Raw genomic sequence first — 19,923 nt, forward strand, 5'->3', positions numbered from 1 at the left:
GCAAAGGCAATCAAACGGCGTGCGGCTTCACACCACCTCATGCGGAGGAGGGCCTTCAGGCCCGTCTCGAAGCATGGGCGGCATACTCTGAGCAAGCGGCCCACCCTTCGAGACAGCGCTTTGCGCTTCCTCGGGGCGAGGTTGTCGTTTCAGCGGCGACCGTCCCGGAGGTTCGACCGGATCCGCTTGAACCGCCGCTCATCTACGCCGGAACCCTGTCGTCCAGATACGCCTTGAGCGTTTCGGCAACGCCGATCCTGGAAATGCTCCCGGCCGCTTCGCGGAAGGCTGCCAGGAAGGCCGGGTCCGATGCCAGGTTGCCCAGGAGGTCCGGCATGTCGTAGGCCGTCTCGCCGGCGCCGAAGACGCTGTTTGCCCAGGCTTTCAACCGGTCGGCATTGTCGTCTTCCAGCGTGATCTCATTACCCGCTTCGTCCCGGCACAGGCAGTACCGGCACCACAGGGCGGTTTCCAGGGCGAGGCCGCGGATGGGAAGACCCTTGTCGAGGCGGTCCCGGATTGCCGGCAGGATGAATTTCGGCTGGCGGTTGGAGCCGTCCAGGCACAGGCGCGCGATCGTGTCGCCGACGGCCGGATTGGAGAAGCGTTCCACGACCGTCGCCAGATAATCCTGGAAGCTGACCCCGGGAATTTCCGGGACGGTCGGCAGGATCTCCTCTTTCTCCAGCTTGGTCAGGAAGGCCCGGATCAGCGGGTCGGCCATGGCGTCGTGGACGAAGTGGTGGCCGAGAAGCGCACCCGGATAGGCGATGGCGGCGTGGCCGCCATTCAGGATGCGCAGCTTCATGAGCTCGTAGGGAGCGACATCCTCGACGAATTCCACGCCGACCTTCTCCAGCGCCGGACGTCCGGACGGGAAGTTGTCTTCAAGCACCCACTGGCGGAACGGCTCGCAAACGACGGGGGCTGCATCCTCCAGGCCAAATCTTTCCTTGACCAGATTGCGCTCGCGTTCGCCGGTTGCCGGAGTGATGCAGTCGACCATGCCATTCGGAAAGGCGACGTTTTCCGCAATCCAGGCCCCGGCATCTGCGGCAAGGGCGGACGCGTAGCCGACGACGGCCTGCCTGGCCACATGTCCGTTTTCCGGCAGGTTGTCGCAGGACATCACGGTGAATGGCGCGATTCCCCGCTCCCTGCGTTTCAACAGGGCGGCGACCAGGATGCCGAAGACCGTGTGCGGGGCGTCCGGATGACCGAGATCGGCGCGAATGTCGGCATGGGCGGCATCGAAACCGCCGGAATTGGGATCGACGAAGTATCCGCCTTCGGTGATCGTCAGCGATACGATACGGATGTCCGGTTCGCACAGCCTGGCAATAAGCGCGGCCGGGTCCACATCGATGAAGTCGATCATCGACGCGCAGATCCGGGCGCTGAGACCGTTGGGGTCGAGTTCCACCACCGTCGTCAGCCAGTCCTGATCCTTCAGCCGGTCGCGCATGGCCCGGTCGTAGGGTTTCAGGCCCGCGCCGACAATCGCCCAGTCATGGCCCTCGCCGAGCCCGAACAGCCTGTGCAGGTAGACGGCCTGATGGGCGCGGTGAAAATTGCCGACGCCGATATGCAAAATGCCGGGCGTGAGGTCAGCGCGGTTGAAGGCCGGGGCCTCGATCTTTTCGGGAACGGCGGCGAGCACAGTGTCGTTGAGTTTCTGGGTCATTGGTCAGCTCATCCAGTTGCCGCCATCGACATTGTAGGTTTGCGCGAGGATGTAGTCCGCCTCGCTCGTGGCCAGAAATACGGCCATGCCGGTGAGGTCTTCCGCGGTTCCCAGCCGGCCATAGGGCACGGTGGCGGCGACCGCTGCTTTCTTTTCTCCCGGCTTCAGGCCCTCGTATCTGGCGAAATGAGCATCGACGCCGTCCCAGTGTTCGCCGTCCACCACGCCGGGGGCGATGGCGTTCACGTTGATGCCGTGCTTGATCAGGTCGAGGCCTGCCGACTGCGTCAGGCTGATGACGGCGGCCTTGGTGGCGCAGTAGACGCCCACCAGCGGTTCGCCGCGGCGGCCGGCCTGGCTCGCCATGTTGATGATCTTGCCGCCCTTGCCGCGGCTGATCATGGACTTGGCGGCGGCCTGCATCATGAACAGGGTTCCGGCGACATTGATCTCGAAAAGGCGCGCGTAGCTGTCGCGGGTGATTTCGACGATCGGCGCCAGGTCGAACAGCGCGGCGTTGTTGATCAGGATGTCGAGGCCGCCGGTCTGGGCCTCGACCGCGCCGATGGCGGCGTCGATGGAGGCCTGGTCGGTGACGTCCAGCTTGACCGCGTAGGCATTCGGGCCGATCTCCGCCGCAGCGGCTTCGGCGCCTGCCATGTTGATATCGGCGATGGCGACGCGCGCACCTTCCAGGGCGTAGCGGGCGGCAAAGGCCTTGCCGATGCCCCGCGCGGCACCGGTGATCAGTGCGGATTTTCCTTCCAGGCGCTTCATGCGATTCTGAGACCCTGATTGTCGAAACGGTGGATTTTGTCCGCTTCGGGAGTGAGGTGGACGGTATCGCCGTGACGGAAGGCGACTTCGCCGGAGGCCCGCACGGTCATCGGTTCGCTCAGGCCGTCGACGTCGACGTAAAGGAACGTGTCGGAGCCGAGATGTTCGGAAACGCCGACCTTGCCCGTCCATTTGCCTTCGCTCTGCGAGACGGAAACATGCTCCGGGCGGATGCCGATGGTCGCCGCGTCGTATTCCGCGGCGTAGTTCCCCATGAGGAAGTTCATCTTCGGCGAGCCGATGAAGCCGGCCACGAACCTGTTGCGGGGCGTGTGATAGAGGTCCAGCGGCGAGCCGACCTGCTCGATGACGCCGGCCTGCAGAACGACGATCTTGTCGGCCATGGTCATGGCTTCCACCTGATCGTGGGTGACGTAGACCATCGTCGTCTTGAGGGACTGGTGGAGTTCGGAGATTTCCAGGCGCATGTTGACGCGCAGCGCCGCATCCAGGTTGGACAGGGGCTCGTCGAACAGGAAGGCGTCCGGTTCACGCACGATCGCCCGGCCGATGGCGACGCGCTGGCGTTGGCCGCCGGAGAGCTGGCCGGGGCGGCGGTCCAGATAGTCGGTCAGGTTCAGGACCTTTGCAGCCGCCTCGACCTTGGCCGCCTGGGCGCTCTTGTCGAGACCGGCCATGCGCAATGGGAAGGCGATGTTCTTGCGCACCGACATATGCGGATAAAGCGCATAGGACTGGAACACCATCGCCAGACCGCGTTTTGCGGGCGGCACTTCGGTCGCATCCCTGCCGTCGATCTTGATGGCGCCGCTCGTCACGTCTTCCAGGCCCGCGATCAGGCGCAGGAGGGTGGACTTGCCGCAGCCGGAGGGGCCGACGAACACCACGAATTCACCGTCTTCGATCTGCAGGTCCAGAGGCGGGATGACCTGCACGTCGCCGAAGCTCTTGGTTATCTGATTGAGAGTAATCCGACCCATGATCAGGGCTCCTATTTAACCGCGCCGAAGGTCAGGCCGCGCACTAGCTGTTTCTGGCTGAACCAGCCGATGATCAGGATGGGCGCAATCGCCATGGTCGAGGCGGCGCTCAGCTTTGCGTAGAACAGGCCTTCCGGACTGGAGTAGCTGGCAATGAATGCCGTGAGGGGCGCGGCATTGGCCGCCGTGAGGTTCAGGGTCCAGAACGCTTCGTTCCAGGCCAGGATGATGTTCAAGAGCAGGGTCGAGGCGATGCCGGGCACGGCCATCGGCGTCAGCACGTAGACGATTTCCGACCAGAGCTCGGCGCCGTCCATCCGGGCGGCCTCCAGGATTTCGCCCGGAATTTCGCGAAAATACGTGAACAGCATCCAGATGATGATCGGCAGGTTGATCAGCGTGAGCACGACCACCAGTCCGGTGCGCGTGTCCAGCAGGCCCGTGTCGCGGAAGATCAGGTAGATCGGGATCAGCACGCCGACCGGCGGCAGCATCTTGGTGGACAGCATCCACATCAGCACGTCCTTGGTGCGCTTGCCGGGCACGAAGGCCATGGACCAGGCTGCCGGGATCGCGATCAGCAGACCCAGAAGCGTCGAACCGAGGGAGATGACCACCGAATTCCAGAAGTGGCGGAAATAGTTGGAGCGCTCCTGGACCGTGCTGTAATTTTCCAGCGTCCAGTCGAAGAACAGAAAGCTGGGAGGAGACGCGATTGCTTCTGCCTCCGTCTTGAAGCTGGTCAGCACGGTCCACAGAATGGGAAAGAATATGATGAGGCCGACAGCCCAGGCACAGATGGTGGTGACGGTCTTGCGGCGTGTGGATACGGAGCGGGCCATCGGTCAGGCCTCCAGGTTCTTGCCGATCATCCGCATCAGGAAGATCGCAACGATATTGGCGAGGATGATGGCCACCACACCGCCGGCCGCACCGCCGCCCACGTCGAACTGCAGCAGAGACTGGGCGTAGACCAGGAAGGTGAGGTTGGTGGAGGCCGTTCCCGGTCCGCCGTTGGTGGTGACGAGAATTTCGGCAAAGACGGACAGCAGGAAGATCGTCTGGATCAGGATCACGACCGTGATCGACCGGGCCAGGTGCGGCAGCATGATGAAGGCGAAGCGGTTGAGGAAATTCGCGCCATCCATCTCCGCCGCCTCCAGCTGCTCGCTGTCCAGCGATTGCAGGGCGGTCAGGAGAATGAGGGTCGCGAAGGGCAGCCATCCCCAGGCGACAATCAGGATGATCGAGAACAGCGGCGCATGCGCCAGAAAATCGAAGGGAGCGAGCCCGAACGCCTTGGCGATATAGGCGAAAAGGCCGTTGACCGGGTTCATGAACATGTTCTTCCAAACCAGCGCCGACACGGTCGGCATGACGAAGAACGGCGCGATGACGAGGATCCTCACGATGCCTTGGCCCCAGAAGGGCTGATCCAGCAGCAGCGCCAGAAGCACGCCGCCGACAATGGTGATGAAGAGGACACCGCCGACAAGCAGCAGGGTATTTTTCAAGGCGGCGAAAAAGGCCGGGTCCGTCAGAAAGTACTCGTAATTGGTCCAGCCGGCCCATTCTTCCATGCCGGGAACGAGCAGGTTGTAACGCAGGAACGAGAAATAGACGGTCATTGACAGCGGGATGATCATCCAGCCGAGCAGCAGCAGCACTGCAGGCGAGATCATCAAACGGGCTGCGGCCCGTGAGTGTTGCGTAGCCATGGTGTGACCCTTGCTCGGTCAGGAGCGTGTTGTCTTTTCAGGGAAAGGAGGAGACCGGCGAGCCGGGCATAGCCCGCCGGTCCGCGCGAAGACGCCTACTTGATGTAGCCGGCCTTCGTCATTTCGCGCTCGGCGGTCGCCTGGGCGGAGGCAAGAGCGTTTTCCGCATCCATGGTGCCGGCGAGAGCGGCCGAGAAGATCTGCCCGATGACCGTGGCCATTCCCTGGAATTCCGGGATGGCAACGAACTGGACGCCGACATAGGGGACCGGATCGACGGTCGGGTTTTTCGGGTCGGCGGAGTTGATGCTGTCCAGCGTCATCTTGGCGAACGGAATCTTCTGATACTCCGGGTTCTCATAAAGAGAGGTCCGCGTCCCCGGAGGAACGTTCGCCCAGCCTTCTTCGGAGGCGACCAGTTCCAGATATTCCTTGGAGGTCGCCCATTCGACGAACTTCTTTGCAGCTTCCTCTTTCTGGGTGCCGGCCGGGATGCCAAGGGACCATGCCCAAAGCCAGTTGCCGCGCTTGCCCAGGCCCTTGTCCGGCGCCAGTGCGAAGCCGACCTGGTCTGCGACCTGAGAGTCGTCCGGATTGGTGACGAAAGAGGCTGCGACGGTCGCGTCGATCCACATGCCGCATTTGCCGGTCTGGAACAGGGCAAGGTTTTCGTTGAAGCCGTTGGAAGAGGCGCCTGGAGGGCCTGCTTCGTTCATCAGGTCCAGATAGAAGGTGAGCGTGTCTTTCCACGGCTGGGTATCGAACTGCGGCTTCCACTCCATGTCGAACCAGCGCGCGCCGAAGGAATTGGACATGGCGGTCAGGAAGGCCATGTTCTCGCCCCAGCCGGCCTTGCCGCGCAGGCAGACGCCGTAGATTTCGTTTTCCTTGTCTGTCATGGCCTTGGCGGCTTCGGCAATGAAGTCCCAGGTCGGGGCTTCCGGCATTTCCAGGCCGGCCTTTTCCATCAGGTCCTTGCGGTACATGACCATGGAGCTTTCGCCGTAGAACGGTGCGGCGTAGAGCTCGCCGTCGACGGTCAGGCCTTCACGGATCGGCGGCAGCAGGTCATCGACGTCATAGCTGTCCGGCAGATCGTTCAGAGAGACCAGCCAGCCCTGCTTGCCCCAGATCGGAACTTCGTACGTGCCGATGGTCATGATGTCGAACTGACCGCCCTTCGTGGCGATGTCCGTGGTGACGCGCTGGCGGAGAACGTTCTCCTCCATCGTCACCCATTCGACGTCGATATCCGGGTTCTTATCGGTGAAATCCTTCGTCAGACCCTGCATGCGGATCATGTCGCCGTTGTTCACGGTGGCGATGGTAATGGTTTCTGCTGTTGCCGGCACACAGAGCGCAGCAATCGCACATGCGCTGAGCAGCGCACGAGTATTAAATGCCATGTTTTCCTCCCAAGCGAGATCGGGCATTTGCCATTCTTGCGGGCAAATACTCGCAGCAAGTTTGGCCGGGAGTCAAGGATTGAATCGCCCGAAAATCAAAAGACTCTTTGCTGCATCGCAAAAAGTCTTTTTATATCAACGTGTTATGAGCTGTGAATAATCGCTCAGTCTTTGAGCAATTGCTCAGCCGTGGTCTCGTTGGTGATCAGGCAGTTGATGAATCTGCCCGTCAGCGCGCCGAGCATCGCCGGCACCTTGGCTGCGCCGGCGGCGACGCCGTAGACCGGTTTGTCGCCGGCCGGCCGCAACGGCGCGCTCGCCACGAGATCGTTGGAGAGGCCTTCGATGAGCCTGCCGTTGCGGTCATAGACCCAGCTGGTGATTTCACCGACCGCCCCGGCGCGTTCCAGCGCCCGCATTTCGTCCAGGCCGACGAAGCCGTCGACCGTGAGCGGGGCCGTGGCGCCCATGTTGCCGATGCCGACGAATGTCGCGTCCGCCTGGCGGATGAGATCCAGGATGCTGTGAACGGCCTCCTGGTTGTGCAGGAGCTGCAGCTCTTCGCGCGAGCGCGCGAAGACCGGCAGCGGCATCGGGTAGTGTTTGGCATTGATGCGGTCGGCCAGCCGGATGATGACGTTATAGGCCGAGGCCGAGCCGTCCGACATCATGTTGCCGAGCAGCGAGACGATCCGGTGCTGCGGGCAGTCCATGGACGGGATCTGGTCGACCGAGGCGCGCAGCGAGCGCCCGGTTCCGAAAGCGATGATCTTGGGTTGCTGAGAGCTGAAATGGCGCTCCATCTCGGCCGCCGCCGCCTGGGCAATGCCGACTGTAGAAGAGGGCGCGTCGGGATCGCTGGGGACGACCTCGCAGCTCTGCAGACCGAAGCGCTCGACGAGCCTCTGGCTGAGTTCCATGCAACGGGCGATCGGGTGATCGAGCCGCACCTTGACGAGCCGTTCGCTGACGGCGAGCGAGACGAGACGCTGCGCCGATTGCCGGGAGACGCCGAGCTTGCGGGCGATTTCGTCCTGGGTGTTGCCGGCCACGTAATACAGCCAGCCCGCCCGGGCAGCGTCATCGAGGCGGGATGTCTCGGCGGTGTTTTTCGTTTTCATGTTATCTCGCCTGAAAGCTGTTCGATGCTGAGGGGTGCCTTCCTCGCCTCGCGTTCATCGGGATGCAGGAGGATCTCGCCGCAAGTCCGGCCTAAGCTGATAGAATTCCTCGAAAGATGCAAATGTCTGTGCGGCGCCGGCCGCGGCGTCATCGGTTCCCACGAGATTTTTCAGGTGAGCCCCGCCGATGAACCGCCACACTTGCATGCCAGCGGCAAGGGCCGCCCTGATACCGTTCTCGCTGTCCTCGATCACCAGGCAGCGGGCCGGGTCGACCCCGTGCTTTTCGGCGGCCAGCAGGAAGAGATCCGGTGCCGGCTTGCCGTGCGACACTTCGGAGGCGGTCGTCGTGCGGCCGGAAAAGACGCCGGTCAGTCCGGTGATCTCCAGCGATTTGGCAAGCCGCGGCGGGCTGGAGCTCGTGGCCAGGCAGTAGTCGGGCACCAGCTCGCCGATGACGTCCAGAACGCCGGAAATCGGCGTCAGGTCCTTTTCGAAAGCGGCAAGCAGGCTCGCCCGGTACTGAACCTCGAATTCGGGCGGCAGGTCGACGCCGAACTCCTTGCGGATCTGCTGCAGGACAATCGGATAGCTGCGGCCGAGGAAATGATGCGCCACATAGTCCATGGTGATGTAGACGTTTCGGTTGGCGAGTTCGGCAACCAGCATGCGCGCGCTGATCACCTCGCTGTCGATCAGCACTCCGTCACAGTCGAAGATGACGAGGTCGACCCTTGAAGGGGCGGTCTTTGCGTAAGGTGTGCTCATTCCATCGGGACCAGTCAGCCGAACCAGCGCTTGAACCAGCGGCGGAGGCCGCTCGTCGCTTCGCTCGCGCGCTTCTGGGCATCCTCTCGGGCCTGCCCTGCATTTTCACCGACATCATCGAAGAAATCATCGATCCCGTCCACGATCGGATCGACGCGCGTGCGCTTGAAGGCGCGAACCGTCCGGAAGGCCAGGTAGCCGATCACGCCGAGGACCAGGAAGAACAGGATGTTGAACCAGGGAATCAGGAAAACGTCCGGCCCGGACACCACATCGATGTCGATGGCATTCGGGAAGATCGTGAAGAGCTCCAGCCGCCAGCCGTAATGCGTGACGGCGACCCAGATATCTTCATCCTTCTTCGACAGAGATTGCGCCTGGGCGGTGATGTTGCTGCTGTCGAACTTGAAATAGGGCGGCCAGCCCCAGTCGGTGTCCTCGTTGCGGTAGACCCGCGGCCTGCCGTTCGGCCAGACCGTGTTGATGAAGCGGACGTCCCGGGTCCAGTTCGGGTTGGTTCCGGCATCAGGTGCCGCCCAGAACAGCGAGGAGGCGCCGATGTCCATGCGTTTGACATCGGTGCCGACAATCCGCACCACGTCCCGGCCCGGTAGCGTGTAGTGGGCGAAGAGAACGACAACGAGCACCACCGGAATGCCGATAATCCATTTAAACCACTTGGTCACTCGTCGTCCTCGTCATCGTCGTCATCATCATCATCGTCGTCGCGCGGGATGGCGCCCCACGGGCCCATGTTCCTGCCGAAGCCGTAGTCGTCGTCTTCTTCGTCCAGGCCGGGTTCGGGGCCGAACAGTTCCTCGCGCGTGCCGGCCTTGTCGACCATGTATTCGGCGGCGAGGAAATGCGCCGCATAGGCTTTCTTGGCATCGCTCCAGATGCGGTACTGCGCATAGAACGCATCCTTGTGACAGATGAACAGCTGGCGGAAATCGAGCGGCGTCAGCTCGGCCAGAAGCCTGTTGACCAGCAGTTTGTCGCGGTGATTGCGGGATCTCAGGAGATAGAAATAGGCCGGATCATCCGGCTGCGGCCACGGCACGTCCTGTCCGGCCGCCAGGCGGCGGACCACGTCCTCGATGGCGTGATATTCCTCCGGCAGGCTGCCGTGGTACCTGCGTTTGAGGGTGCGCATGTCGCGCCGGGAGACGTCGAGCAGGTTCTCGCCGCTGTTGGCGGCGGCATCGATCACGATGAAATCGAGCTTTTGCTTCAGGATGTTGACGGCGCGGGTGCTGCCCTGCGCATAAACCAGCTCGACCAGGGCGTTGCGGTTCAGGAAGTCGGCGATTTCGTGCCGGTCCTCCAGGGAAAGCACGCTCTTGACCGGCAGGCCCTCCGTGGTTTCCAGCTTTCCGGCCGCAATGCAGGCGGTCTCCCTGGCATCGCGGAAAACATAGAGGCCGCCATAGTGGGAGGTGTGGAAGTTGCCCTGCTCGAAGCCCTGGGACTTGAGCGCAAGCGGCGTGCGGATGATATCGCCGGTGTGCTTGGAGAGTTCGATCATCTCCGCGATCAGCACGTCATCCCACCAGCCGTCCGGCTCGCTCATGAAGCGGTCGATCCTGTCCGCCAGCTCTTCGCTCGCCTGCGAATGCCCGCCGACCGTGTCGGCCTCCACGTGAATGGTCGTGAGGTGAAACAGATCCTGCGGGGACGTGAGCGAATAGATCGAGTTCACGAGCTCGCCGACCACGCAGTCGCGAATGGACAGGGCGAAGAGCTGTTCCTCGTTTTCATCGATGAAGCGCCGCAGGATCGTTCGCGACGTGGAGAATTTGGCATTCAGCAGCGGCGCCGTCTTCTGCTCGACCGACAGCAGGATGAACTGGCGGTTGCAGCCGCTGGGATTGAGATAGAGCTCGTCGCCGAACTCGTCGCCGATCTCGGGCGAATAGCCGGAAATGTCGATGTGAAACGCGTCCAGGCCGGTGCGCCGGCCGGTCAGGTGCTCGAGCGCCCTGTTGTACCGGGCGACCATCGACGGCGAGGACACCTCATAGAGGTTGCCGTAGATCAGGCCGAGCTGCACCAGTCTCATCATGAGCGGGTTGCTTCCATATAGCGGCGCTTGGCTTCCTCCATCCGCTGCATGTCCCGAACCGCGTTTTCGATGGCGGCTTCGTCGGACTTGTCCGCATAGCGGAACTCGCTGTCGGCATAGCGGTTGATTTCCTGGATCACCATCTCGACCGTGATCGGCTGCGCCAGCTCGGCGATCATGGCCTTCTTGGTCTCGTAGTCCTTGAACAGGAAGAGGTCCGGATTTTCCATCCAGTCATCGGGCAGTTCGAAATCCATGGCCCGCACCTTGACGGCGTCGGTGATGTTCTTGATCGCGCGGCCCGTGAACCGTTCATCGGCCTCCTGGATCGCCTTCAGGTAGGTGCCGAGCTTGGCGATGGTATCGAGCGGACCGAGCTGATCGTGCACCCTGTCGAAGACCTTCTCGAGCGCGTCCTCCTGGGGCCTGGAATGGCGCTCATAGGAGGCGGCGACGGCCTTCTTGATGGCCTGGGCCTCGAACAGGTCATGCTCGCCGACCGGGATCGAGTGGTTCTTGCCCATCAGCAGATGCAGGATGTCGATATAGTCCGCGCGCGATTGCGGACCGTCGACAAGGAAGCGGGCGCCGGCGCGCTGGCGCAGGGCATCATCGACGTTCTCCGGATAGTTGGAGAACATTCCGAAGGTGCAGTTGCCGCGCACCACCGTGTTGGCGCCGGCAAAGCTTTCCATCAGCACGGCGGTAATCTCGAGCTGGCCGGCCGACGACTGCCGGTCGCCGCGCTTGCCGGCGAGCTGGTCGATATCGTCGATGGTGCCGAAGCCGATGACGTTCGGGTCCAGGACATTGCGGATGAAGGCCTTGGCGTTCTGGGCGGACTTGCCCTGGTAGCTGTCGATGCTGTCGGTCGACAGGTTCTGGTAGCGGAAGGCGTAGCCGGCATTGTTGCAGTATTCGTTGATCAAGCCGGCCATCATCTGGATGAGCGTGGTCTTGCCGGTGCCCGGCTTGCCGTCGCCCATGAAGGTGAAGATGAAGCCGCCAAGCTCGGCAAACGGGTTGAGCTTGCGCTCGAAATCATAGGCCATCAGCATCTTTGACAGCTTCATGGCCTGGTATTTGGCGATGTGGTTGCCGACGACCTCGTTCGGCTTCTTGAAGGCCATGGTCAGCGTGGTGGAGCGTGCCCGCGCCGCCGGCGTGAAGCCGGTGATCTCGAAATCGTCCGCTTCCACCCGGTAGCGGGCGTCGGAAAAGGGAGCGAGCTGACTGAGGCCCTCGGCGCGGAGCGTCACCTTTTCCATCAGCTGCTCGCAGAAGGAGGTGATGAGGGCGATGAGATGGCCGTCGGTTTCCGTGCCCGCGGCCGCGATTTCCTGGTCCAGCTCCCACAGCGTGCCGTGCAGGGCGAGCTGGTCGTTGTCGAGCAGGATCTCTTCCACCTCGCCGCAGTGAACCTCCGTTTCGCCGGTGTCGACACTCAGGCCGGACAGGAGGAAGTCCGTCATGTTGGCAAAGACGTGCAGCGAGACCAGGGCGGAAGCGGTCAGAAGGTCCTGGAACCGGACCTTCTGCGACGGGTCCAGGGTGCCGGCAAGGTTCTTGCGTTTCAGGTCATCGAGGCCGGTCTGCTCGGCGAACTGATCCGACGCCACCATGGCAACCGAAAGGGCGCGCCGCAGGGATTGCAGCACGCTCGCCTGCTCGGGCGTGGTCAGCGTGTCGTCGTCGCTTTCCAGAATGCGGGTGGTCAGCTGAACCCCTTCCGGACGGGCGGTGGAGCGGGTGACAAGGCCCGGCGTGGTGGAGCGGAACCGCCGGCGCGTGCCGAGCCCTGCGGAGCGTTCCTGGACCCGGTCGGGCTCGCGCTTCGCCGCGATGCGCGGCGTGTGGTCGAAGCCCTCGAGCATCGTCTCGGCGAGCCGGTATTTCTCGCGGATCTTGTCTTCTTTCAGTTCCATGAGGTCGTTGGAAAGGGTCACGCGTCAAAACCTATTTGTAGCTGAGAATATTGCCCGACGGGCTAACGGCATACTTGCGGATATTGGCAAGACCCGGCGGATCGAGCTCCGCCAGGATCTGATAGGGGCGCTGCGGCAGGATCAGCGAGCGCTGCTGATGCGTGTGGCCCTTGGCGTCCTGCGGGTCTCCGGAGGCGGTGAACGGGTCGAGCTGGTAGATCTGCCGCTCGACCGAAGAGAAGAAGCCCGCGGCCTCGAACTCGGAGCCGGAGGCGACCAGCGTCTCCGTCGTCCAGGCGAGCGCCCAGTCTTCGCCCGGCCTGCCGGAGACCTCGCTCAGGACATCGCGCAAGGGGCCGGATTGCTGGGTGAACGTGTGGCTGTACATCGGGCCGATGAAGAACCGCCGCAGCCTCTTGGGGTGGAGATCGTCGAAATCCCGGTCGAAACCGCGGGCGATCGTGACCAGCTTCATGGATGACGACGATTGCGCGCCCAGATGGCTTTGCACCCGCGGCCATCTGCGCGCGTCCCTGGCGAGGGCGTGCTTGCCGCTGTCCTCCAGGTCCATGATGTAGACGAGGGGAATGTTCTGCTGGCTGTCGTAGGCCGCCCAGTGAAGCCGGTAGCTCCGGCGGCCGGCATCGACATTCCCGGTCCAGGTGAGGCGCGGGTCGTTGCGCGCCCAGAACAGGTGGCCCTGGGCCAGTTTCTCGTAGTACTGGCGCTGGGAGGCGGCGAACTGGACGTTGAGAGGGGCGGATTGCTCCCGCAGGATGTGGTTGACCATCGCCAGCTTCAGGTCCCGCATCGCGGGCAGGGACTTGAGATGATTTTCCGCCTGCATGGCATCGTTCGCCATCTGCAGCAGTTCCTGATAGATCGGGAAGCCGCTGTCCTGGCGGTCGATGTTGAGCAGCGACGGCAGCATCTGCGAGACGCGGCCGGCGAGCAGGTACTTGTAGGAAAGCGCCGTGAAGGTTCCCGACAGCGCGTCCAGATAGTCCTTCAGGATCGGGATCTCCGAGGCCAGCGCCGTGTCCTCGGACACGACGCTTTCCGCCACTCCCTGCAGATGGGAGATGATCCGCTCAAACTTTGCGAAGTAGCGCCGTGTTTCATGCGCTTCCTCCAAAGTCCTGTGATCCAGTGTCAGATCCAACGCTCAGTCCCTCAGGCGCCGTAGGCGTTCTTGTCGTGCTTTTCCACGATCTTCTGGAACCGCCGCACGAAGCGCTCGTCCGATTTGGCCTTCTCTTCCAGAACCTTGCGCGCGAACACCATATGGTCTTCGTGGGCTTCCATCATGTCGGCCATCCGCTGGTTGGTGGCCGAGCCGATGGCGGCCATGGCGGACTGGGCTTCCTTGTCGGTCGCCACGCCGATCTCGTTGATCTTGTGGGCGACGTCCTGCTGCTGGGCGGTTTTCAGGGATTTTACCAGAGCATCGTAAAGAACGACACGCTGCTTCGTATCCGTCTGCAGCTTGTTGATCAGCACCATCTGGGTTGCCGCCTGGTTCTGCAGGCTGTCGACCCAGGTCTTGCCCTTTTCGATGTAGCGCTCCAGCGTCTGGCTTTCGGCCAGTTTCACCTGTTCGTCCTGGGCCAGCTTGTTGTATTTGGCGTTCAGCTCGGCCAGGTCGCTCTCCAGCTTGGTGCGCGCGGCGGCATCCGTCTCCACGGAGATCTTGTTTTCCAGGGCGATGATGTCCGGATCCATCTCGACGAGCTGCTTCTTGATGCTCTCGAGCGTTTCCACCGTCTGTTCGCGCTGGGCAAGGGTCTCGCCCAGATTGCCTTCCACGCGCTGGCTGTGGTCGTTCAGCGTGTTGAGCTGCTCCTGGAGGAGCTGGCCGATCACGTTGGACTTGGCGATCAGGTCCTGCAGCTTGTCGTCGATGCTCGCCGAGCGCATGCGCTCCTGGCGGATGCTGTCGGACCTTTGCTTGGAAAAGAAACCGACGAAGGTCTCCCAGCCGGTCTTCGAGCGCATGGCGTCGAAGTCCTTGGAAAAGGTCGCCGTGACGTCGTCGAGGCCCATGATCAGTTCGGCGATGTTCGCGCCCATCAGCTCGGTATGGGCATGGACATCGTCCAGGGTAGCGTTCTCGATGTCGATGGAAATATCCTGGCCGGTCTCGAGCTTCGACCGGGCGGTTTCGATCTTCGAAGTCACCTCGTCGATCTTCTGCCTCGCAGCGGCAACTTCCTTCTTCGATTTTTCAATCTGAGTGTTGAAATCTACCATGGGCCCCTTCCCAAAATGTTCTGCAATATTACCGATCCTATGTAGCAATTCTGAATGGAATTACAATTACGGCGGCAGATTGCGACCTTTGATCCTCAAGAAGTTGCGTTTGCCGAAAAGTTTCTGCTGTCCCGGCGAAAAAGTCTATCGCAATGTGTGGGGTCACGGGGTGTGCGGGCTTTTGAAACGGCGAAATTGCCAGCCGTCGAACCAAGTCGCAATGGCACGGAATTTTAAAATACGTCCAGATGTTTTTCGCATGAAAACCGGCACTGGTAGCCATGCGGAAAGATGGCTTAGGTGTTTGATCCCAGATTTTGATGGTGCAGTCTATTCTCCAAAATAGCACCAGCGTCAGTCTTAATTGAACTAATGATATCGCGCATCAACGACCACCTTTTCTCAGTACATCTTTTGCAAATTCGAGATATTCTATGTACGCTTCGAGATCATCATTTTGAATTTTGTGGTACTGAACATTGCTGGCATAGGAGAATTTCAAGTAGATACAATCTTCGTGACCGGTGCAAATGAAAATTACTGCATTAGAGTTGATTTTGAACGAGTTTAGTATTTTCTTTCTGAATAGGAAAATCCTATCAACTAGCGTTATCTTGTAGAAAGAAGTATCAGAGTTCATTCTGGCTACCACTCCTTTTGTCAGCAACACAAATAATATAGAACCACGCCATCGCTTTCTCTACAAGCAATTCAAGTATACTTGACAAATGTCTCATGCCCGCTGGTTTAATTGAAAATAGCGGCGCCTATTTTTACTGACTTGAGCGATACGGGAAGTATCCATTCAAACATATGTGCTCGCTTCCTTGAATAGAACTCTTGATCCGGAAGCGGATAAAGGCTCTTTCGGTTCGAGGCCGGACTGATAGGAGAATGCTATTGGCGGCTCTCTTCCGCCGGTGCTCGTCACGCAGGCATTTCGGAGCGTTTGCCGGCCATGATCACGGCCTGCATGGCCGATTGGGCGCCGTCGGCGTCACCGGCGGTGATGGCGGTGACGATTGCCCGGTGGCGTTCGACGAAATCGTGGGTTTCCTGGTCGTTCCGCTCGTTCGCTTCGGCGATGAACAGGGAATAAAGCGCAGCCTGGACCAGGTCGCCGAGGGACTGCAGGAAGCGGTTGCCGGAGAGCTTCAGGATCATCTTGTGAAACTCGAGATCGGCGACGGCGACGGCGGCCCGGTCCTTGCCGGTGGCAAGGTCGTCGCAGAGCCGCGCCAGCGCGGCGCATTCCGCGTCCGTTGCGCGCTTGGCCGCCTTGCCGGCCGCGGCCGGTTCGAAGATGAGGCGGATCTCGAAGAGCTCCTCCAGGAACGGGCGGGCATTCTTGAGCGCCGCATGCCAGCGCAGGACATCCGGGTCGAACATGTTCCACTCCGAGACCGCGCGCACATGGGTGCCGACCTTGGCCTTGGACTGGATCAGGCCCTTGGCGATCAGGGTCTTCTTCGCCTCGCGCACGACGGTCCGCGAGACGTCGAACATTTCGGAGATGTCCGGATCGAGCGGGATCATGGTCTCGGGCGGGTATTCGCCGGCAACGATGGCCCTTCCGAGCTGCTCGACAACCCGGTCAGTATGGTTTCCGATCTGGTTCCCCAACCCGCCGGTGGCGACGAAGGTCATGATTGCGCGGCGAACTCTGTCGCTGGTCTTCTGCGCAGTGTCGTTGCCCAAGTGAGCCCCTTCTGAAGCACGATGAACCCGAAGAGCAGGCCGCCAATCACGATCTTGGTCCACCAGCTCGATAGCGTTCCGTCGAATACGATGAACGTTTGTATCAACCCCATTATCAAAATGCCAAAGAATGTACCCGCAACGAAGCCGGTGCCGCCGGTGAGCAGCGTGCCGCCGATCACCACCGCCGCAATCGCGTCGAGTTCGACGCCGACCGTTGCAAGCGAGTAGCCGGCGGAGGTGTAGAGCGAAAAGATGATTCCCGACAGGCCGGCAAGGCCGCCGGAGGTGGCATAGATCCCGATCGTCGTCCTGGCCAGCGGCACGCCCATCAGCCTGGCAGTCGGCAGGCCGCCGCCGACGGCATAGACATTCTGGCCGAAACGGGTGCGGTGCGCGACGATGATGCCGACGGCAAAGGTCAGCAGCATGATCATGCCCGTCAGCCGGAAGCGTCCGCCGCCCGGCGCCTTCCAGTAGAGCGATTGCAGCGTGTCGTAGAATTCATGGGTGATCGGCACGCTGTCCGTCGACAGGACGTAGGCTGCACCGCGCGCCAGGAACATGCCCGCCAGCGTGACGATGAAGGGCGGCATTTCCAGATAGTGGATCATTGCGCCCATGGCGGCGCCGAAGGAAATGGTGATCATCAGGACCAGCGCGAAGGCGACAATCGGATGGATCGACGTTTCGCGCAGGATCACGGCCAGGAAGACGCCCGTGAAGGCGATGACCGAGCCGACGGAAAGGTCGATGCCTCCCGACAGGATCACGAAGGTCATTCCCACCGCCGCAATGCCGAGGAAGGCATTGTCGGTCAGAAGGTTGGCCACGACCCGTGTCGACAGCATCGCCGGATACTGGGACGCGCACAGCGTATAGGCCAGGATGAAGGTGGCTATGGTGATCAGAAGCGGCAGATGGGTCGAACGGATCATTGTGTGCCTTCTTTTGCTTCCTGGACGGGTTCGGGCGGCAGCGGTTGTGCGGAGGCGCGCAGAATGTAGATCGCGTGCTTCACCGTCGGCGACTGGATCACCAGGATGGCGATGATCAGCAGCGCCTTGATGACCAGGTTGAACTCGGGCGGCATGCCGGAGAGCAGGATGACGGAGTTCACCGACTGGATGATCAGTGCGCCGATCAGCGAGGCGATGATCGAGAACCGTCCGCCGAGCAGGGAATTGCCGCCGATGACGACGGCAAGGATCGCGTCTAGCTCCAGCCAGAGCCCGGCATTGTTGGCATCGGCGCCCTTGATGTCGGCGGCGACGATCACGCCGGCGATGGCGGCGCAGAAGCCGGAGATCAGGTAGACCGAAATGATCAGCACGCGGCTGTTGATGCCGGCAAGGCGCGAGGAGCTTTCATTGATGCCGATCGCCTCGATCAGCATGCCGAGTGCCGTCCTGCGGACCACGGCGGCAACGAGCAGCCCGAGCGCCAACCAGATCAGGATCGGCGTCGGGACGCCGGCGACGGTTCCCGCGCCCAGATGGATGAGCCCCGGGTTCACGAAGGTCAGGATGGTGCCTTCGGTCACGAGCTGGGCGATGCCGCGCCCGGCGACCATCAGGACCAGCGTGGCGACGATCGGCTGGATGCGCAGCACGGCGACGAGGACGCCGTTCCAGAAACCGCACAGGGCGCCGGTGGCCAGCGCGCCGATGAGGGCGACCTGCCAGGCGTGGCCGTCTGCGACGAGCGAGGCCGCGACGGCCCCGGCGATCGCCATGACCGCGCCGACCGAAAGGTCGATGCCCTTCGTCGCGATGACCAGGGTCATGCCGATGCACAACAAGGCCGTCGGCGCTCCGCGGTTGAGCACGTCGATCACGTTGCCGAACAGGCGGCCGTTCTGGAATTCGATGCTGAAGAAGCCGGGAAAGACCAGGAAGTTGAGAAACAGGACGGCGGCCAGGATGATGAGCTGCGGCGCAATGCGCTTGAGCGTTGAATGGACCATGTTCGACATCATACTGCCTCCGCCAACGGTTCGTCGGCGATCGCCGTGATGATGTTGGACGTGGTGATTTCGTCCCCCTTGAGCTCGGTGACGTGGCGCCGGTCGCGCAGGACGATCACGCGGGTGGAATAGGCGACCAGTTCCTCAAGTTCGGATGAGGCGACGAGAAGCGCCATGCCGTCTTCGCGAAGTCTCTCGATCAGCGCGATGATTTCCGCATGGGCGCCGACGTCGATGCCACGGGTCGGCTCGTCCAGGATCAGAAAGGACGGATTGGTCGCCAGCCAGCGCGCCAGGAGGGCCTTTTGCTGGTTGCCGCCCGACAGGAGACGGATCGGCATGTCGAGGCTGGCAAGGCGGATGTCGAGCGCCTTGACGTAAGCCTCGGCCAGTTCGTTGACCTTGGCCTTGGGCAGCGGCCGGTGCCAGCCCTGCCGGGCCTGCAGGGCCAGGATGATGTTCTCCCGCACGGAAAGATCGCCGACGATGCCGTCGCTCTTGCGGTCTTCCGGACACAGGGCAATGCGGTGGGCTACGGCTTCGCGCGGGTTCCGCAGGCCGATCTTGCGGCCCTCGAACAGGGCTTCGCCCTGGTCGGCCTGGACCGCGCCGAAGATGAGGTTGGCGGTTTCGGTTCTGCCCGAGCCGAGCAGTCCGGCCAGCCCAACGACTTCGCCTTTTCTGACCGTCAGGTTGAAGGGATCGATAACGCCGCGCTTGGCGAAATTGCGAAGCTCGATCAGCGTGTCGCCGGCCTCGGAAGGCGCGCGGTCCTGGATCCGGTGCTCCAGCTGCCGGCCGAGCATCAGGGTGATGACCTCGGTCTGGGTGGTCTCGGCAAGCCGCCGCGTCGCGATCAGCCGACCGTTGCGCAGGATGGTGGCGCGGTCGGAAATCTCGAAGACCTGATCGAGGAAATGCGTGATGAAGACGATTGCCAGGCCGCGCGCCTTGAGCTTCTCGATCACCGAGAACAGCAGCTCCACTTCGTCGCGGTCGAGGCTTGCGGTCGGCTCGTCGAGGATCAGCACCTTGCCGGAGAGTTCGACGGCACGGGCGATCGCTACGACCTGCTGGACGGCAACGGAATAGCCGGAAAGCAGTTCGGCCGGATTGACGTCGAGGCCGAATTCGGCGAGCAGGTCCTTGGCCATGGAATTCATGCGCCGCTGCGAGATGAAGCCGTGCCGCATGGGCTGGCGGCCGAGAAACAGGTTCTCCGCGATGCTCAGGTTGGGCAGGAGATTGACTTCCTGGTAGACGGTGCCGATGCCCAGTTTCTGGCTGTCCTGCGTGCTTTGCGGCGACACTTCCTCGCCCTCGAGCAGGATCTTGCCGCTGTCGCGCCGGTAGGCGCCCGTCAGGCACTTGATGAGTGTGGATTTTCCGGCGCCGTTTTCGCCCAGCAGGGCATGTACTTCGCCCGGATACAGGGCCAGGTCCACGGCGTCGAGCGCAATCGCGCCCGGAAAAAACTTCGATATCCCCTTGCATTCCAGCACAGGGCCAGTCGCGCTCGCCATCAGTCGGCTTCCCCCGAAGTCCGT

The 19,923-nt window shown here is 62.0% G+C and carries 17 protein-coding genes; all 17 read right to left on the reverse strand.

The window, feature by feature from the left end; all coding sequences use genetic code 11:
* Positions 1-202 precede the first annotated feature (202 nt).
* Positions 203-1,684: a mannitol dehydrogenase family protein gene (locus tag ON753_RS24960; protein ID WP_265966607.1), complete on the reverse strand. Its 1,482-nt coding sequence runs from the start codon at positions 1,682-1,684 to the stop codon at positions 203-205.
* Positions 1,685-1,687: 3 nt separating this feature from the next.
* On the reverse strand, positions 1,688-2,461 hold the full coding sequence (locus tag ON753_RS24965) for an L-iditol 2-dehydrogenase (RefSeq protein ID WP_265966608.1): 774 nt from the start codon (positions 2,459-2,461) through the stop codon (positions 1,688-1,690).
* Positions 2,458-3,462 (reverse strand): ABC transporter ATP-binding protein, encoded by a 1,005-nt coding sequence (locus ON753_RS24970; protein ID WP_265966610.1) that lies wholly within the window; start codon positions 3,460-3,462, stop codon positions 2,458-2,460. Before ON753_RS24970 ends, ON753_RS24965 begins: the two co-directional genes overlap by 4 nt.
* A gap of 11 nt (positions 3,463-3,473) precedes the next feature.
* Positions 3,474-4,304 (reverse strand): carbohydrate ABC transporter permease, encoded by an 831-nt coding sequence (locus ON753_RS24975; RefSeq protein WP_265966612.1) that lies wholly within the window; start codon positions 4,302-4,304, stop codon positions 3,474-3,476.
* Positions 4,305-4,307: 3 nt separating this feature from the next.
* A complete protein-coding gene (locus tag ON753_RS24980; RefSeq protein ID WP_265966615.1) occupies positions 4,308-5,180 on the reverse strand; it encodes a carbohydrate ABC transporter permease in 873 nt (290 codons plus the stop codon).
* Between the two features lie 95 nt (positions 5,181-5,275).
* A complete protein-coding gene (locus ON753_RS24985) occupies positions 5,276-6,586 on the reverse strand; it encodes an ABC transporter substrate-binding protein (protein ID WP_265966617.1) in 1,311 nt (436 codons plus the stop codon).
* A gap of 164 nt (positions 6,587-6,750) precedes the next feature.
* Positions 6,751-7,707 (reverse strand): sugar-binding transcriptional regulator, encoded by a 957-nt coding sequence (locus ON753_RS24990; RefSeq protein ID WP_265966619.1) that lies wholly within the window; start codon positions 7,705-7,707, stop codon positions 6,751-6,753.
* 54 nt (positions 7,708-7,761) lie between these two features.
* A complete protein-coding gene (locus ON753_RS24995; RefSeq protein WP_265966621.1) occupies positions 7,762-8,475 on the reverse strand; it encodes an HAD family hydrolase in 714 nt (237 codons plus the stop codon).
* Positions 8,476-8,489: 14 nt separating this feature from the next.
* A complete protein-coding gene (locus tag ON753_RS25000; protein WP_265966623.1) occupies positions 8,490-9,161 on the reverse strand; it encodes a DUF1523 family protein in 672 nt (223 codons plus the stop codon).
* Positions 9,158-10,537, reverse strand: a complete 1,380-nt coding sequence (locus ON753_RS25005; RefSeq protein WP_265966624.1) for a DUF6638 family protein — start codon at positions 10,535-10,537, stop codon at positions 9,158-9,160. Before ON753_RS25005 ends, ON753_RS25000 begins: the two co-directional genes overlap by 4 nt.
* On the reverse strand, positions 10,534-12,483 hold the full coding sequence (locus tag ON753_RS25010) for an AAA family ATPase (protein WP_265966626.1): 1,950 nt from the start codon (positions 12,481-12,483) through the stop codon (positions 10,534-10,536). Before ON753_RS25010 ends, ON753_RS25005 begins: the two co-directional genes overlap by 4 nt.
* A gap of 10 nt (positions 12,484-12,493) precedes the next feature.
* The gene (locus ON753_RS25015; RefSeq protein ID WP_265966628.1) at positions 12,494-13,624 is read right to left on the reverse strand and encodes a hypothetical protein; all 1,131 of its coding nucleotides are present in this window, start codon (positions 13,622-13,624) and stop codon (positions 12,494-12,496) included.
* An 11-nt stretch (positions 13,625-13,635) separates the two neighbouring features.
* Complete coding sequence (locus tag ON753_RS25020) at positions 13,636-14,712, reverse strand: GumC domain-containing protein (RefSeq protein WP_265966630.1); 1,077 nt, start codon at positions 14,710-14,712, stop codon at positions 13,636-13,638.
* A 927-nt stretch (positions 14,713-15,639) separates the two neighbouring features.
* The gene (locus ON753_RS25025) at positions 15,640-16,410 is read right to left on the reverse strand and encodes a FadR/GntR family transcriptional regulator (RefSeq protein WP_265966632.1); all 771 of its coding nucleotides are present in this window, start codon (positions 16,408-16,410) and stop codon (positions 15,640-15,642) included.
* Positions 16,356-17,345: a galactofuranose ABC transporter, permease protein YjfF gene (gene yjfF, locus ON753_RS25030; RefSeq protein WP_265967257.1), complete on the reverse strand. Its 990-nt coding sequence runs from the start codon at positions 17,343-17,345 to the stop codon at positions 16,356-16,358. Before yjfF ends, ON753_RS25025 begins: the two co-directional genes overlap by 55 nt.
* Positions 17,345-18,385: an ABC transporter permease gene (locus ON753_RS25035; protein WP_265966634.1), complete on the reverse strand. Its 1,041-nt coding sequence runs from the start codon at positions 18,383-18,385 to the stop codon at positions 17,345-17,347. The genes yjfF and ON753_RS25035 overlap by 1 nt, the downstream gene beginning before the upstream one ends.
* On the reverse strand, positions 18,385-19,899 hold the full coding sequence (locus ON753_RS25040; protein ID WP_265966635.1) for a sugar ABC transporter ATP-binding protein: 1,515 nt from the start codon (positions 19,897-19,899) through the stop codon (positions 18,385-18,387). Before ON753_RS25040 ends, ON753_RS25035 begins: the two co-directional genes overlap by 1 nt.
* Positions 19,900-19,923: the final 24 nt, after the last annotated feature.

The sequence above is a fragment of the Roseibium salinum genome (assembly GCF_026240905.1).
In the GTDB taxonomy this organism is placed as follows: Bacteria; Pseudomonadota; Alphaproteobacteria; order Rhizobiales; family Stappiaceae; genus Roseibium; species Roseibium salinum.

What these genes read in the sequence shown, in the direction of transcription:
- ON753_RS24960 (WP_265966607.1), bottom strand. Translation starts at nt 1,684, where the DNA reads ATGACCCAGAAACTCAACGACACTGTGCTCGCCGCCGTTCCCGAAAAG.
- ON753_RS24965 (WP_265966608.1), bottom strand. Translation starts at nt 2,461, where the DNA reads ATGAAGCGCCTGGAAGGAAAATCCGCACTGATCACCGGTGCCGCGCGG.
- ON753_RS24970 (WP_265966610.1), bottom strand. Translation starts at nt 3,462, where the DNA reads ATGGGTCGGATTACTCTCAATCAGATAACCAAGAGCTTCGGCGACGTG.
- ON753_RS24975 (WP_265966612.1), bottom strand. Translation starts at nt 4,304, where the DNA reads ATGGCCCGCTCCGTATCCACACGCCGCAAGACCGTCACCACCATCTGT.
- ON753_RS24980 (WP_265966615.1), bottom strand. Translation starts at nt 5,180, where the DNA reads ATGGCTACGCAACACTCACGGGCCGCAGCCCGTTTGATGATCTCGCCT.
- ON753_RS24985 (WP_265966617.1), bottom strand. Translation starts at nt 6,586, where the DNA reads ATGGCATTTAATACTCGTGCGCTGCTCAGCGCATGTGCGATTGCTGCG.
- ON753_RS24990 (WP_265966619.1), bottom strand. Translation starts at nt 7,707, where the DNA reads ATGAAAACGAAAAACACCGCCGAGACATCCCGCCTCGATGACGCTGCC.
- ON753_RS24995 (WP_265966621.1), bottom strand. Translation starts at nt 8,475, where the DNA reads ATGAGCACACCTTACGCAAAGACCGCCCCTTCAAGGGTCGACCTCGTC.
- ON753_RS25005 (WP_265966624.1), bottom strand. Translation starts at nt 10,537, where the DNA reads ATGATGAGACTGGTGCAGCTCGGCCTGATCTACGGCAACCTCTATGAG.
- ON753_RS25020 (WP_265966630.1), bottom strand. Translation starts at nt 14,712, where the DNA reads ATGGTAGATTTCAACACTCAGATTGAAAAATCGAAGAAGGAAGTTGCC.
- ON753_RS25035 (WP_265966634.1), bottom strand. Translation starts at nt 18,385, where the DNA reads ATGTCGAACATGGTCCATTCAACGCTCAAGCGCATTGCGCCGCAGCTC.
- ON753_RS25040 (WP_265966635.1), bottom strand. Translation starts at nt 19,899, where the DNA reads ATGGCGAGCGCGACTGGCCCTGTGCTGGAATGCAAGGGGATATCGAAG.